Consider the following 13805-nt stretch of genomic DNA (forward strand, 5'->3'; position numbering starts at 1 on the left):
CGGTGCCGGTGACGCTCACGTCCAGATCGCCCGCAGCCAGACGACCCATCGCTCCCGTCATCCCGTTCAGAGGGCGCGTCACGCCATAGACAACGATTGCGGCGAGCAATCCGATGGCCAGGGTCAGGCCCACACCGGACGCGGCGATCAATTTGGTAGAGGTGAATGAGGCCAGCTCAGCCGCATCGCGCTTTTCCTGCTCCAGGGTCGCGGCATTGGCCTCGGACCGCTCGTCGAGAGCCTGTGAGGCCTTCTGGCGCAGGGCGCGGCCTTCGCCGCTCGAGAGCTTGAACGCTTCGTCGCTCTCGTTGAGCTGGGCATGGGCGATGGTCCGGCCCATGACGGCGAAGTAGTCCTCGACGATCTTCTTCAATTGCTCGTTGGTCGCGCGGCGCTCCGGCGTATCGGACAGCGCGATCAGGGCATCCAGATCCTTCAGGGCTTCCTCTTTGGCTTCCCGGAAGGCCTGCTCGTAAACCGCCATCTCCTGGAAGCGCGTCTCGATGATCAGGTTCTTTTCCTGGACCGCCGCCTCGTTGACGTGGGCCTTGATATCCAGCGCCATGCTGCGCCGGGCCGCGTGCACATCGACGATCTGCTGGGTTTCCTCGGCGAGAGTGTCCAGACCCGTCTTGGCAAAAATGATGAGGCCAATGGTGACGGCGACCATCACGATCACTGGAATGGCCAGCTTTGTAATGATTTTGAGGTTGTTCAAGGCACGCATTGCATTTCGGTGGCCCGCCCGCATCGCCGCGGGAGGCGCGCGCCCCCACGACGCGCTGATCCAGGCTACCTGTTTTTATCCCGTAAGATCGACATGATCTATTACGGCAAGTACGTATTGAGAAAGTAAGTTTTCCTTAAGACTTTGGAAGTCTCAAAGCACCTGAAAGCAACACGTTAAATTTCATTAAGAAACTTTTTCCGGGCAAGAGTTTTACCTAAAGCACCACGATGCCGGCATGCTTGGCCTTGTTGTCGGGCTCCACATGAATCGTGATCAGCGCATCCTCCACATCGGCCTTCAGCGCCCGCTCCAACCTGTCGCAGATGTCGTGCGCCTCGGTGACGCTCATGGCGCCGGGCACGACGAGGTGGAAATCGATGAAGGTCATCCGGCCCGCATGGCGCGTGCGCAGGTCATGGGCCTCCAGCGCGCCATCCGCATTGGCGGAGATGATCTCGCGCACCCGCACGAGCGTCGCCTCGGGCAGGGCCTCGTCCATGAGGCCGCCGATGCTTTCCTTGATCAATCCCCAGCCGGACCAGAGAATGTTGACGGCCACCATGGCCGCGAGGGCGGAGTCGAGCCAAGTCCATCCGGTGAGCGGCACCAGCAGAAGGCCGACGATGACCACCGCCGATGTCACCACATCGGTGAGAAGATGGCGCCCGTCGGCCACCAGCGCGGGGGAGCGCAGGCGCCGTCCGTGACGGATCAGAGCCCAAGACCAGACCGCGTTGACGATGCCGGCGACCGCGTTGATCGCGAGGCCGTGCATCGGAGCATCGATCACCCTTGGCGACAGGAGCCCGAAATAGGCCTCTCGCAGGATCGCAAGGGCCGCGACGATGATCAGCACGCCTTCGAGCACCGCCGAGAAGTACTCCACCTTGTGGTGGCCGTAGGGGTGGTTGGCATCGGGTGGCGCGGCGCTCAGGCGGACGGCCATGAAGGCCGCCACCGCCGTCACCACGTTGATGATGCTCTCAAGGGCGTCGGAATAAAGCGCAATGCTGCCCGTGATGTAATAGGCGGCATATTTCAGGACGAAAACAACGGTTCCGACGAATATGCTGCCGATGGCAAGTTTTTGAATCTTGTCCATGGCGCGACACTTGGAAAAAGCTCAATCTGCGGGAAACGACGCGACCTTATAGAGCCAGTCTGGCTCAGTGCAAGACTTTGTTTTTACTTGCAATTGGTTTGCAAAATCATGATGCGCGGCAAAGCAGTCCAGAGAATGTCAATCCTGCTCAAGGATCGAGCGGAAGCAACTTTTTCAGAGACGGGCCATAGCGCGATACAGGTTTCCGAGAGACATCACTCAGGGATCGCCGCCGCCTTCCCCATCAGTTTCTTGTAGTAGTTCGACAAGGACGGAGCGAGCGTCTGGCAGTGCTGAACGAGGGCCAGGGCTTCCACGCGCTTGCCCGCACCGATGGTGTCGAGAAGCGCGGGATGCAGTTCCGTCAACTCAGCAAGCGCCGGGTCCCCGCGCTGCTCGGCCGGCGCCACGATGGTGAAGATCGCGGATTTCTCGCTGCGGCCCTTGACGGCGATGCGGTCGAGTTCGATGAGCACGAAATGCTCCTGCAGGGCCTTTGCCGTGGCGGGGCCGAGCACGATGGAGACGCCGTATTCCTTCGACAGGCTTTCCAGGCGCGAGGCGAGGTTCACCGTGTCGCCGAGAACGGAATAATCGTAGCGCCAGCGCGAGCCCACATTGCCGACCACGCAATCGCCGGTGTTGATGCCGACGCCGATGGCGAAGACGGGCGCATCCTCGCCCTGCTCCTGCCGCAGCTCCGCATTGAGGGTCTTCACCGCCTCCAGCATGCGCAGGGCGGCGCGAGCGGCCCGCAGGGGGTGATCGGGGCTGGCTAGGGGCGCGTTCCAGAACGCCATCACGCAGTCGCCGATATATTTGTCGATGGTGCCGCCTTCCGCGAGCACCGCCTCCGAGAGCGGATCGAGCAGGCGGTTGATGAGCGTGGTCAGCCGCTCCGGCTCGTCCTTCAGCTTCTCCGACAGGGTGGTGAAGCCGCGCACGTCGCAGAACAGGATGGAGAGGTTGCGCCGCTCGCCTCCCAGCTTCAGCGAGCTGGGATCGCGCGCGAGCTGCGCCACGAGATCCGGCGACAGGTAGCGCGAGAAGGCCTCCGACACCGTGCGCCGCAAGTGCCGCTCGCGGGCATAGTCGAGACCGAACCGGGTGCCGAACACCGCCAGCGCCGCGGCGGCCGGCAGGGCGGGCGGCGCCCAGACCCGTCCGAAGCGCAGGAGAGCCCAGGCTCCGACGATGAAGGACGCCAGCACAAGAACGGCGGACAGGCCCGTGCGCCACGTCATGCCTCTCGTGGAGAACGCGGCGGCCAGGAAGGCTCCGGCGATGACCAAGCACACCATCAGGGGGCGGGACACCGGCAGCACGTAGAGACCGTGCCGAAGATTGTCGAGGATGTTGGCCTGCACCTCGACGCCCGGCGTGAGGGTGCCCTCGGTCAGGGTATAGGGGGTGGGGAAGGCATCCGGCGTGCCGATATCGGCGGAGGTCGCTTGCTTCAGGCTCAGTCCCACCAGAACGATTTGGTCCTTGAAGTAGCCCGGCGGCAGGAAATTGGCCGGGTCCAGCGCTTGGTAATAGGACACGCGAGGATAGGTGTAGGCCGGTCCGAGATACTGGATCAGCGCTCCTTCGGGGGCGGCGGGCCTGGGCTCCCCAGCCAGGCGCAGGGCCTCGCCGGCGAAGCTGTCCCGCGTCTCCGGCATGCGGCGCAGATAGGCGTCCCCATCGAGGTGAACCGAGGCCACGCCGGCCGCCGCGCCCGCATCGAGGAAAGGATCGAGCGGGTTGACCCGGGTGACCTGAACACCCTGGTTCAACATCGTGGTGACGTCGTCAGCCGCCAGCACCACGTCCGGGCCGAGAGCCCCGGCAAGCGCCGTATCCGCCGCCTCGTTGGAAGGATCGGCGAAGACGATGTCGAAGGCGATGACCTTCGCGCCGGCCGCGCGCAGGCTCTCGACGAGCCTGGCATGGGTCTCCCGCGACCATGGCCAGCGCTGGCCGATCTCGCCGATGGACGGCTCATCGATGGCCACCAGGACGGCTCCCGGCTGTGCCGGAGCCGGCGGCGCGATCACCGAGAGCAGATCGTAGAGCCGCGCCTCGATGAGGCGCATGGGCTGGAAGAACAGAAACGGGATCAGCAGCGCCGCAACGATGCCCGCCATGGTGAAATGGCGCCAGAGGGGTTCTCCGGCGCCATGATCCCGTGCTGTCTCCGGCGTCTTCACCTCAGAACCTGGCTTTCACGCTCGCCTCGAAGGTGCGCCCCGGCCCGCGGATGTCGGGAGCCAGTTCGTAATCCTCGTCGAGCATGTTGAGCACGCTCAGGCCGAACAGGAAGCGGCGATCCGGGGTTTCCCAGGTCAGCGCTGCATCGGCCGTCCAGTAATCGTCGATGTCGCGCCCCTGCAGGTTGCCCGTGATGTCTCCCACGAAGGTGCCGGCGAGGGTGAACTTGAGGCGGCTCGGATGCACGAAGGTGACGCCCGCGCGGGCGAACCGGCCGGCGACGAACGGCACCTCAGCGCCGCGCGCCTCTTCCGAGCGCACCTCCGACGAGATCGTCCCGATGGTGCCGAACACGCCGATGCCATGGGTCAGCCAGAGGTTGGCCGTCGCGGCGAGCCGCTCGATGCGGGCCTTGTCGATGCCGATGTCGGTGACGGAGTAGGCCACCGGAAGGTTCAGGTTCTCCGCGTCCTGGCGCTGATACTCCACGGACGTGAAGACGTACGGCGACCATTCCGCGTCCCAGCGCAGGGCCAGGGTTTTGGTCTCCCCTCCGAACCCGGTGGGAATGTCGTTGGGAACGATGCCCACCGTGGTGACAGGGGCCAGGGTGAAGGGGATCGGCTGCCTCGTGTCCTGACGGTAGGCGGCCCGGAGCCAATGACCTTCGAAGGGAGCAATGCCAAGCCCGACCCGCGGCGAGATCGCGTCGTTATCTTCATCCGCGATCTCGATGGTGCTGCGTTCGATCCCGGCCTGGGCCTCGAACCAGTCGAGCGGCCGCCAGATGGCATCCGCATAGAGACGGGTTGCGGTAAAGCTTGAAGCGGTGCGCTCGTTCGTGTCGAAGAATTCCTCGCAGAGCCGCGTGTCGAGATTGAAGATGCACCCACGACCGGTCGTACGAGAGACGGTCCGTCCCCGTTGCGCCTCGAGCCCGTAGTGAAGGGTCACATCGCCAAAGCCGATCATGTGAGACAGGGCGGCCGAACCGCCTTCCACGCGCGTGCGGGTCCAGGTATTTCCGACCACGGCGGCGAACGGGTTGAGCGGGCTAGTTTCCACTCCGGCCTGCTGAAGCCGATCGATCGAGTTGATCCCGAAGACGGCACCCGTCAGCACGTTCCTGTCACCGAAGCTGTGGCTCCATCCGGCGCCGCCCAGCACCGCCGTGTTGTTCTGGGTCGAATCGGTCAGGCTGTTCTGTGTGAGGACCTGCGCAATGGCGGGATCGTTGTTCGCTCCGGCCCCGAACACGAGAAAACGGTCGGCCGCCGTGGGCGCCATGCCGATGAAGAAGGAGCCGCTATCGGCGTTCTCCCTGTCGATGAGGTCGCGTCCGTTCGTCTTGGTGCGGCTTGCCGTGAAGTTGAACGACGTCGGAACCGGCTCGTTCGAGAAGCCCTGGACCGTGGCGTCGGCGCCCCAGCCGATGCGGCCGTTGTGGTGCAGGAGCGAGCCGCCCACTTCCGCGTCGAGGAAGGGGCGGCGGTAGAAGTCGGGCCGCCCGATGCGGCCGGAGACGGCGAGCGGGTCGAAGAAGAGGCCCTGGATCGTGAGGTTGAGCGCCGAGAGGTCCACGCCGACGCCGCTCTCGATGTTCGAAACATCCGGCCGGCCTGTGACGATGCCGGGCCGCTCGACGGCCGATTGGTCGAAATAGCTCGAGGCGTCGAAGGGATCGAACACCCGGTCGCCGTAGAAGCGCGACCACTCGTTCAGGTTCAGGAAGCGATAGGCCTGGGCCGGAAAGGAGCCGCCATCCTTGTTGATGGCAATGCCGGCGAAATCGCCGCCGCGCTGGCGGTAGCGGCGCAGGGTCTCGCGCGCGGCGAGAACGGCCTGATCCGCCTGGTACTGATCGATGGCAATACCCGTGCGCACGCTCGAGACGGCGGGGTCGTTCGGATCGAGCCGGTCCGCATTGTCGAGGGCCTGGATCGCCAGATCGTCGTCGCCGTTCTGGTAATAGGCGGCGGCTGCCAGGAGCAGGCCCTGGGACAGGCCGGGATTGGCGGCAGAGCCCGCGAGAATGGCCTCGAGGCCTTTGACCGGATCGCCTTTCTGCATCAGGTAGCGGCCCCGTGCGAGGTAGGCCACGTGGAAGCCGGGATCGAGGGCCAGCGCCTTGTCGATCATCACGCCGGCTTCCTCGACGCGGTATTGATCCAGCAGGAAGATGGCCAGGTTGGCGTAGGCAACCGGGCTCCACGGATCTTCCGCGATGGCCCGGCGCATGGCCTCTTCGGCGGCAAGCGGGCGGTCCCGGTCCGATTCGAAGAGGCCGAGCGTGTTCCAGAGGCCGGAGTTGCCGGGCGCGATCTCCACGGCCCGGCGCAGGGCCTCGATCGCCGCGTTGACCTCGCCGTCGATGTCGCCGCGGATGTTGCTGTCGGCGGCGATGACCTCGGGATCGTCCGGGTCGAGGGCCTTGGCTCTGGCGATGGAGGCGCGCATCTCCTCGCGTCGGTTCAGGGCGTAGGCAACCGTGGCGGCCGTCATGGCGATCCGTGCATCGTTCGGGAAGCGCTTCTCCGCCGCTCTCAGGACTTCGGCCGCGGCATTCAGGTCCTGCTTGAAGGCGACCACATAGGCATGGGCCAGGGCGGCAAACGGATCGTTGCCAGGAGCCTTGGGCTCCGCATAGACCCGGTTCGGATCGGCCAATGACTGGGTGATGTAGCGCCCGTAGGAGGCCAGCACGCGCCGCTTGGGGTCGAGATTCCGCTCGGCCCTTGCGAACAGGGCCGCGGCCTCGGACCAGCGATGCTGCGATCCGAGGAGGGCTGCTTCCACCATGTCGGCGCGGGCGCGCTGGGAGGCGCTCATAGGACGGTTGCGGGCCTCCGCCAGCGCCTGCGCGGCAACGGCCCTGCCGTCATAGGAGGGGGCGATCTCGGCCAGCGTCAGCCAGTCGTCGACGCTGCGCGCCTCCGGCGGCATGGCCTTGATCCGGGCCCGCTCCGCTCTCAGGGTCGGCCCCGTCAGGGGGGTGGTCGAGAGGGACGAGAAGGTCTCGCGCAGGCTCAGGTAGAAGAGCATCTGCTCGCGGTCGTTGGAGTTGGTGATCACGAACTTCGTCGGCGCCTGGCCGATGGACGCGACGGCGCCCTCGCCCTGGCGGACCGTGACGGAGCCTTGGGCATTGGTGAGCTGGACCACGCCTTCGAGCACGATGAGGGAGGTGCGGCCTCCCTCGACCGAGAGCGACCAGTCGGTGCCGCGGATGGCTGCAACAGCCGCGGGCGTCTTGACGTCCACGCCCGAGCCGCCACGGGCTGCACGGGCCCAGATGGTGCCGCTCTGCAGGCTGAGCTGGGTGTCCCCCGCCGGGCTGGCGGCCACGTCGTTGATCGTCAGGGTCGAGTTGCGCCCGACGCGGATCTGCGTTTGGTCGGAAAACAGGATCGCGAGATTGCCGATCTCGTTGGTGCGCAGGGTGTCGCCGCCGACCACGCTCTGCTGGACCGGGGCCGAGCGCCAGAGATCCTCGCGCACGAAGCGCAGTTCCTCGCCGCCCTTGGCGGCCACGATGGCGCCCGCTGCCGGAACCGGACGCGGCACGGGAGCCTGAGCCTGCGCATGGACGAGGCTCAGCGCGAGGGCGCTCGTGGCGGTCAGAAGGCGGAAAGATCGTATAGACATTAAGGAACCAGCTTGATCGGAAGCTACCTGCTCTAACGTTGCCAGAGCTTAGCAGCAAGAGCCCGGGATCAAAGCCGATTCACATCCTGCACGGTGTGTTTTGAAGCACAGGGTAAATCATTGCGGCATATAGGCCACAGATGGCGCCATTCCGTCCGCGGCGGAGGCGGCTCCGTCAGGCCGTCTTGCCGCGGGCCATGAGAAGCTTCTGCTTCAGGTCGTGCTGGGCGAAAGGCTTCTGCAGGACCGGGCGGTCGCGGAAGGTGTCGCGGATCCCCGCGCTGCCATAGCCCGTGGAGAACACGAAGGGGATCGAGCGCTGCGCCAGGGCCTCCGCCACGGGGTAGATCGGCTCTCCAGCCACGTTCACGTCCAGGATCGCCAGATCGACCTGCTCGCGCGACACGGCTTCGAGGGCCGCAGCCAGCCGGGCCGCCGGACCGATCACCTCGCAGCCGAAGTCGAGAAGCATGTCTTCCAGCAGCAGGGAAATCGCAGCCTCGTCCTCGACGACAAGGATACGCAGGCCATTGAGATCGCCGTCGCTCATTACGCTATCGGTCACGGTTTTGCTTTCTTTCAGGCAAGGCGCTGGGAGATCGTTTCCCAGAGCACGGGACACATGCCCTGGATATTTCGGACTTCAAGCCTTGAGACTCAGACGCTTCTATCACTTTTGCGTCTCCGTGCAAAAGGGCCTGGAACTGCCATGATCCATGATATCATTATAGAACAGGATCTTAGGGCTCGACAGGTGCATTTCCTAGATCTCGTACCCCTTAAGGCGAAGAGCTGACGTGGCACGCAGAACCGGGCTTTCCGGGGCCTTTCGGCTCCTCGTGCCACTCTGGTTCATTCTGACGCTACGCCGACCGGGGCGTGGCAGAGTGTATTCTGAACCGGCTTCGCCGCCGCCCGGGAGGGAAGGGGCGTCTGCCCCCTTGCGGATGGCACCGCTTGTCCTGAATAATCGGCCGATGGTCTCGCGTCTCTCCGCCCATCCTTCCGCCGCCTGGAACTGCAACCATGCCTAAGCGGCGATCCAAGGCACCGATCCTCATCGTCCTGCACCAGGAGCATTCGACCCCCGGCCGGGTCGGACGCCTGCTCGCGGAGCGCGGCTATCCTCTCGACATCCGCCGCCCCCGCTTCGGCGATCCGCTGCCCGAGACGCTCGCGGAGCATGCCGGCTCCGTCATCTTCGGCGGGCCTATGAGCGCCAACGATCCGGATGACTTCATCAGGCAGGAGATCGACTGGATCGCCGTGCCGCTCAAGGAGAACAAGCCCTATCTCGGCCTCTGCCTCGGCGCGCAGATGATGGCCAAGCACCTGGGCGCCGGCGTCTGGGCTCATCCCGAGGGCCGGGCCGAGATCGGCTATTATCCGCTCCTACCGACCCAGGCCGGCGAGGCCCTGAGCCGGGATTGGGGCGTGCCCTGGCCGAGCCATGTCTATCACTGGCACCGGGAGGGGTTCGACTGTCCCTCCGGGGCCGAGACCCTCGCCACCGGGGACGACTTCCCCACGCAGGCCATCCGGGTGGGCGAGAAGGCCTTCGGGCTCCAGTTCCACCCGGAGGTCACGCATGCCATGCTCTGCCGCTGGACGGTGGTGGCCGAAGAGCGCCTGTGCATGCCGGGCGCCCAGGATCGCATCCGCCAGCTCGAGGGCCGTTATCAGCACGACCCGCATGTCTCGCGCTGGCTCGACCGGTTCCTGGATCACTGGCTTGACGAGAAACGCTAGTAGCCACCGATGAGGTCTCCCGTCCTGGTCAGCGAACGCTTGTGTTTTCACCCTTGGGGCGCCGAGGACTTTCCGCTGTTCGCATCGCTGCACGGCGATCCCGAGGTGCAGTATTTCCTGCAGAAGGGCGAACCGCCCTGGGACGAGGCGTTTCTTCGGGCGAAGTTCGAGGGCTTCCGGGACGATTATGCCGCCCATGGCTGGACCAAGTTCAAGGTCACCGACCAGCAGGGAGCATTCCTCGGCCGTGCAGGATTCGGATGGTTTCCAGCAACCGGCGAGGTCGAGCTCGGCTACAGCTTCATGCGCGCCTTCTGGGGCCACGGCTATGCGACCGAGGCCGCCTCTGCGCTGCTCGACTGGATCTACAGAACGAAGCCCCTCGATCACGTGATCGGGTTCGCGGTGGCCGAGCATGCAGCCTCCCGCCGCGTGCTCGAAAAGGTCGGCATGACCTTCACGGGGATCAGGGATGTCGATGCGATCCCCAATGCCTTCTATCGTCACACCCGCCCAGCCTGAGGAATCTCGGTTTTAACCCGGCATCGAGCTAAGGGCGGAACGCCGCGTTTCATCAGCGGCGGCGCGGCGCTGGACCGGGCAGACGTTCGAGGCCTTAGATCACGAAGAAGTCGTGCCAGTAGAGCTTCGTCTTGTTGGTGAGGATCGCGATCTTCACCTGCGTCTTGGAGCCGGTGCCGTCCTGGTCGTAATAGAGGCTACCCGTCTTCTTGTCGTAGACGATCCGGTCCTCCGCATCCTGGGCTTTCTTGCCCTCCACGAACATATCCTTCTTGAACTTTACCCCTTTGGATGTGCCCTTCCCCAGATTGGTGAAGTATTTGTTATCGAGGTGGAAGCCGTCATCTGCCGACTTGAAGTCATAGATCCTGTCAACATTGCGCGTCTTGTGCAGGGCCGTGTCGAACACGAACACGTCCTTGCCCGTGCCGCTATACAGCCGGTCGTTACCCGCCTTGCCGTAGAGACTGTCATTGCCGCCGTGGCCTTTCAGGATATTCGCCCCGCGGTTCCCTGTAATGACATTGGCGGTGTCGGAGCCGCTTAAGCTGTATCCGATGGTGCTGGATGCTGAAGCGAGAGACAGGACTTCCACTTCAGACGTGAGAGCAAGGGCATAGGAGCCTGTCGCGTATAGGGCGTCGCGCCCTTGTCCCGCATGTTCTGTCACTGTGTCGCCTGCGCGCACGTAATAGGCGTCACTGCCTAAGTCGCCCTGGAAGTGCGCCGCGCCGTTGCCGAGAAAAGTATCGGCATGTACCGAGCCGATGATGCCTTCGATAGAGACCCAGGTATCACCTGCGCCATCGCCGGTCGCTCCCGCGAGGCCGGCTGTCACCCCTGTGGCCGAACTGGCGAAGGACACGAAGTCAAAGCCTTCACCGCCGTCCAGCGTGTCTGCGCCCGTACCGCCGTCCAGCGTATCGCTCCCGGCTTCGCCCCGAAGGCGGTCGTTGCCGCCCGCTCCGTACAGCACATCGGCATAAAGGGTTCCGACAAACTCGTCCGCTCCGGACGTGCCGGCCCAGCTGACGGCCGATCTGGGGTCGATGACCCGTGCGCACACATTGGATTCGTTGGTGGCGTCCGAGAGGGGATATGCATCGGTCCAGGTGACGATCAGGCGGCCATCTGTCAGGAGTGCAAGTGACGGATCCCCTTGCCACTCCGCCGTGCCGGTATTGACCCGGATGCTGCCCTGATGGGTTCCGTTCCGGTCGAACGTAGACAGATGAATGTCCGACCGGTCATCGGCACTGGAAGACGACTGACCGAAGGCTACGGCAAACCCGCCATCTTGAAGGGCGACGACGGAACTGGTCGCTCCGTCAATACTCGCAGCCAATGTGAAGGCTGCGCCGATTGAATTGCCATTCTGATCAAAGATTTGCCCGTCGAGACGGTCCAGATAGGTTGTAGTGTCCGGGCTTAGAAACTCGGCTCTCCATGTGATCACGAAGCGCCCGTCAGACAACACCGCCACCTCGGGATTTCCAAGGTAGGATCCTGCGTCCTCAATCGTGATCTCCTTCCGCACGCCTCCATCAGCGCGCGAAACGATGCGAGCCCTGATAACCTGATCTCCGCTGTCGTCGTTCTCCGAAAAGACGAGAATGTCGTTTTGCGCCGTCAGGGTTTCAATGGATGGATCCCGCTGCATGAAGCCGGACTTGCTATCGACAGGCCTTTCGATGCCAGCCTGCCATTCGCCGTTGCCTCCTTGCGTGTAGCTGCGGGTCCAGATTTCATAAGCGGGATCGTTGCGATAAGCATAACTTGCCGTGAATCCGCCGTTGTCCAAGACTGCGAGCGAGACGTAATCAAGATCGGACGCTGCCGGCCCGCTGATCTCAAAATCGCTGTCGGCGGCTTTTCCGGAAGCATCGTAGGTCCGGGCTCGGATGATACCACCCGACGTGCTCGCATCCGTCCAAGCGATCACGAAACGCCCGTCGCTGAGGGCAACTACATCCGGGTTGTACTGGCTTCCGGCCATGGTCGTGTTGACGATGAACTCGGCAACCTTTTCAGTGCCGTCCGGATTGAAGATGCGTGCGCGGATATCGAGGGAACTCGATCCGACCTGGCTCCAATCGATATAGGTGACAACGATACTGCCGTCCTTGAGAACGGCACTGGCCGATAATTCCTGTTGGCCCAAGGTCACATCATTGACCAGGAATTCTGAGCCCCACAGAACAGGCGCGACCATGATTTACCCCCGAGGCGCCGTCGAATCGGCGCCTTTTGTTTGAATTCACATGGGCTTTATCGGGGTGGTGCCGTTACGGCAATCTTAAAGCACGTCGAGTAAAGTCAAGGCTCAAGTCGCGTGCGATCAATGTGCGGAAACGCACCCTGGTGCACGCGCTCTCTTACGTCGCGTCGAACTCGAACGGCGACACGCCGCGCTTCATCTCGTCCACGATCAGCGCATGCATCAGGGGCGGCGCGGCGCGCTGGGGGCAGGCGGCGCGCTCGCACAGGCGGCAGTTGATTCCGATGGGCGTGGCCTCGGCGGAGGGCAGGTCGAGGCCGCGCGCATAGACGAGGCGGTGGGCGTATTTCAGCTCGCAGCCGAGGCCGACCACGAATTGCGGGTCGGGGGCTCCCCAGGGGTTGAAGGCGCGCTTGACCGTGCGGGCCATGGAGAACCAGCGCGAGCCATCCGGCAGCTCAACGATCTGGGTGGCCACCTGGCCCGGGGTGCGGAAGGTGGAGTGCAGGTTCCAGAGCGGGCAGGTGCCGCCGAACTGCGAAAACGGGAAGCGCCCTGACGAGAAGCGCTTCGACACGTTGCCTGCCGAATCCACCCGCACCAGGAAGAACGGGATGCCCCGCGCGCCGGGGCGGGCGAGCGTCGTGAGCCGGTGCGCCACTTGCTCGAAGCTGGCGCCGAAGCGGGCGCCCAGCACCTCCACGTCATAGCCCAGCGCCTCTGCTGCCCCGTGGAAGCGGCCGTAGGGCATCATCAGGGCACCGGCGAAATAGTTGCCGAACGAAACCCGCAGCAGGCGCCGGGCCGGGCCATCGGCCGGCTCCAGGCGGGCAGCCAGCGCATCGATGGTCTCGCGCATCTCGGCGAAGGCCAGCTGGTAGGCGGCCTGGAAGGTCCTTCCGGAAGGATCTACCAGCTCGGAGATCAGGAGCTGGCGCCGGTGGTGATCGTAGCGGCGCAGAGCATCGGGCATCACGTCGATGGGCATCACCCGCACCCGGATGCCGTGCCTGGCGTGCAGGCGCTCGCTGATGGCGAAGAACAGGTCGTGCCCGCTCGATGCGAGGTCCGATGCCAGGGCCTCGGCGGCCTCGTCGAGTTCCGGAAAGTGGTTCTTCGCCTCGTGGATCAGCTCCCGCACCCGGTCGACCGGGTTGACCTGCGGGGCGTCCTCGGCGCGGTCGCGGTCGTTGAGGTTGGGCGTCACCGCCTCCCGGGCTCCGCGCATGGCCTGATACGCCCGGTAGAGGCGGTTGATGGCGTCGACCAGGGAGGGGGCGCTCTCCACGGTCTCGCGCAGCTCGAGCCGCGCCACCGGGGTCGAGCGGAACAGCGGGTCGGCGAAGACTTCCTCCAGCTCCGAGACGGTGCGGCCGTGATCGTCGTTGGCGAATTCCCGCGGGTCGAGCTGGTAGGCATGGGCGAGGCGGATGAGCACCTGTGCGGTGATCGGGCGCTGGTTGCGCTCCATCAGGTTCAGGTAGCTGGCCGAGAGCCCGAGCTCCTCGGCCATGCGGGACTGGCTCAGGTTGAGGTCCCGCCGCAGACGTTTCAGGCGGGGGCCGACGAAAAGCTTTCTGCTCTCATCCATATTGTAAATCTTTTTACAACTTTACACGAGGTGGGTTGTCATCACTTTACAGGGC

General features: G+C 64.4%; 9 protein-coding genes. 2 read left to right on the forward strand and 7 right to left on the reverse strand.

Going from position 1 to position 13805, the window contains the following annotated elements; genetic code table 11:
• From JAO75_RS17590 to JAO75_RS17610, 5 genes are all read right to left on the reverse strand, one after another.
• Window positions 1–727: MCP four helix bundle domain-containing protein (locus JAO75_RS17590; RefSeq protein ID WP_199050448.1), on the reverse strand; the 727-nt coding region annotated here is incomplete at its 3' end.
• A 217-nt stretch (window positions 728–944) separates the two neighbouring features.
• A complete protein-coding gene (locus JAO75_RS17595; protein WP_199050449.1) occupies window positions 945–1832 on the reverse strand; it encodes a cation diffusion facilitator family transporter in 888 nt (295 codons plus the stop codon).
• 215 nt (window positions 1833–2047) lie between these two features.
• A complete protein-coding gene (locus JAO75_RS17600) occupies window positions 2048–3961 on the reverse strand; it encodes an adenylate/guanylate cyclase domain-containing protein (RefSeq protein ID WP_199050450.1) in 1914 nt (637 codons plus the stop codon).
• 64 nt (window positions 3962–4025) lie between these two features.
• Window positions 4026–7670, reverse strand: coding sequence for a FecR domain-containing protein (locus JAO75_RS17605; RefSeq protein ID WP_199050451.1), 3645 nt, complete (start codon window positions 7668–7670; stop codon window positions 4026–4028).
• A 175-nt stretch (window positions 7671–7845) separates the two neighbouring features.
• Complete coding sequence (locus JAO75_RS17610) at window positions 7846–8220, reverse strand: response regulator (protein ID WP_199050517.1); 375 nt, start codon at window positions 8218–8220, stop codon at window positions 7846–7848.
• A 476-nt stretch (window positions 8221–8696) separates the two neighbouring features.
• Between JAO75_RS17610 and JAO75_RS17615 the strand changes: the two genes are divergently transcribed.
• Together JAO75_RS17615 and JAO75_RS17620 are read left to right on the forward strand one after the other, a co-directional pair.
• On the forward strand, window positions 8697–9419 hold the full coding sequence (locus JAO75_RS17615) for a glutamine amidotransferase (RefSeq protein ID WP_199050452.1): 723 nt from the start codon (window positions 8697–8699) through the stop codon (window positions 9417–9419).
• 39 nt (window positions 9420–9458) lie between these two features.
• On the forward strand, window positions 9459–9941 hold the full coding sequence (locus tag JAO75_RS17620) for a GNAT family N-acetyltransferase (RefSeq protein WP_199050453.1): 483 nt from the start codon (window positions 9459–9461) through the stop codon (window positions 9939–9941).
• Between the two features lie 94 nt (window positions 9942–10035).
• On the opposite strand, the gene JAO75_RS17625 is transcribed toward JAO75_RS17620, so the two are convergent.
• A complete protein-coding gene (locus tag JAO75_RS17625; protein ID WP_199050454.1) occupies window positions 10036–12153 on the reverse strand; it encodes a calcium-binding protein in 2118 nt (705 codons plus the stop codon).
• Window positions 12154–12316: 163 nt separating this feature from the next.
• A complete protein-coding gene (locus JAO75_RS17630) occupies window positions 12317–13750 on the reverse strand; it encodes a helix-turn-helix domain-containing protein (RefSeq protein WP_199050455.1) in 1434 nt (477 codons plus the stop codon).
• Window positions 13751–13805: the final 55 nt, after the last annotated feature.

Source organism: Microvirga splendida (assembly GCF_016427565.1).
Taxonomy (GTDB): domain Bacteria; phylum Pseudomonadota; class Alphaproteobacteria; order Rhizobiales; family Beijerinckiaceae; genus Microvirga; species Microvirga splendida.

Coding starts and splice junctions, on each gene's coding strand:
- JAO75_RS17595 (WP_199050449.1), bottom strand. CDS start 1,832: ATGGACAAGATTCAAAAACTTGCCATCGGCAGCATATTCGTCGGAACC.
- JAO75_RS17600 (WP_199050450.1), bottom strand. CDS start 3,961: ATGGCGGGCATCGTTGCGGCGCTGCTGATCCCGTTTCTGTTCTTCCAG.
- JAO75_RS17605 (WP_199050451.1), bottom strand. CDS start 7,670: ATGTCTATACGATCTTTCCGCCTTCTGACCGCCACGAGCGCCCTCGCG.
- JAO75_RS17610 (WP_199050517.1), bottom strand. CDS start 8,220: ATGAGCGACGGCGATCTCAATGGCCTGCGTATCCTTGTCGTCGAGGAC.
- JAO75_RS17615 (WP_199050452.1), top strand. CDS start 8,697: ATGCCTAAGCGGCGATCCAAGGCACCGATCCTCATCGTCCTGCACCAG.
- JAO75_RS17625 (WP_199050454.1), bottom strand. CDS start 12,153: ATGGTCGCGCCTGTTCTGTGGGGCTCAGAATTCCTGGTCAATGATGTG.
- JAO75_RS17630 (WP_199050455.1), bottom strand. CDS start 13,750: ATGGATGAGAGCAGAAAGCTTTTCGTCGGCCCCCGCCTGAAACGTCTG.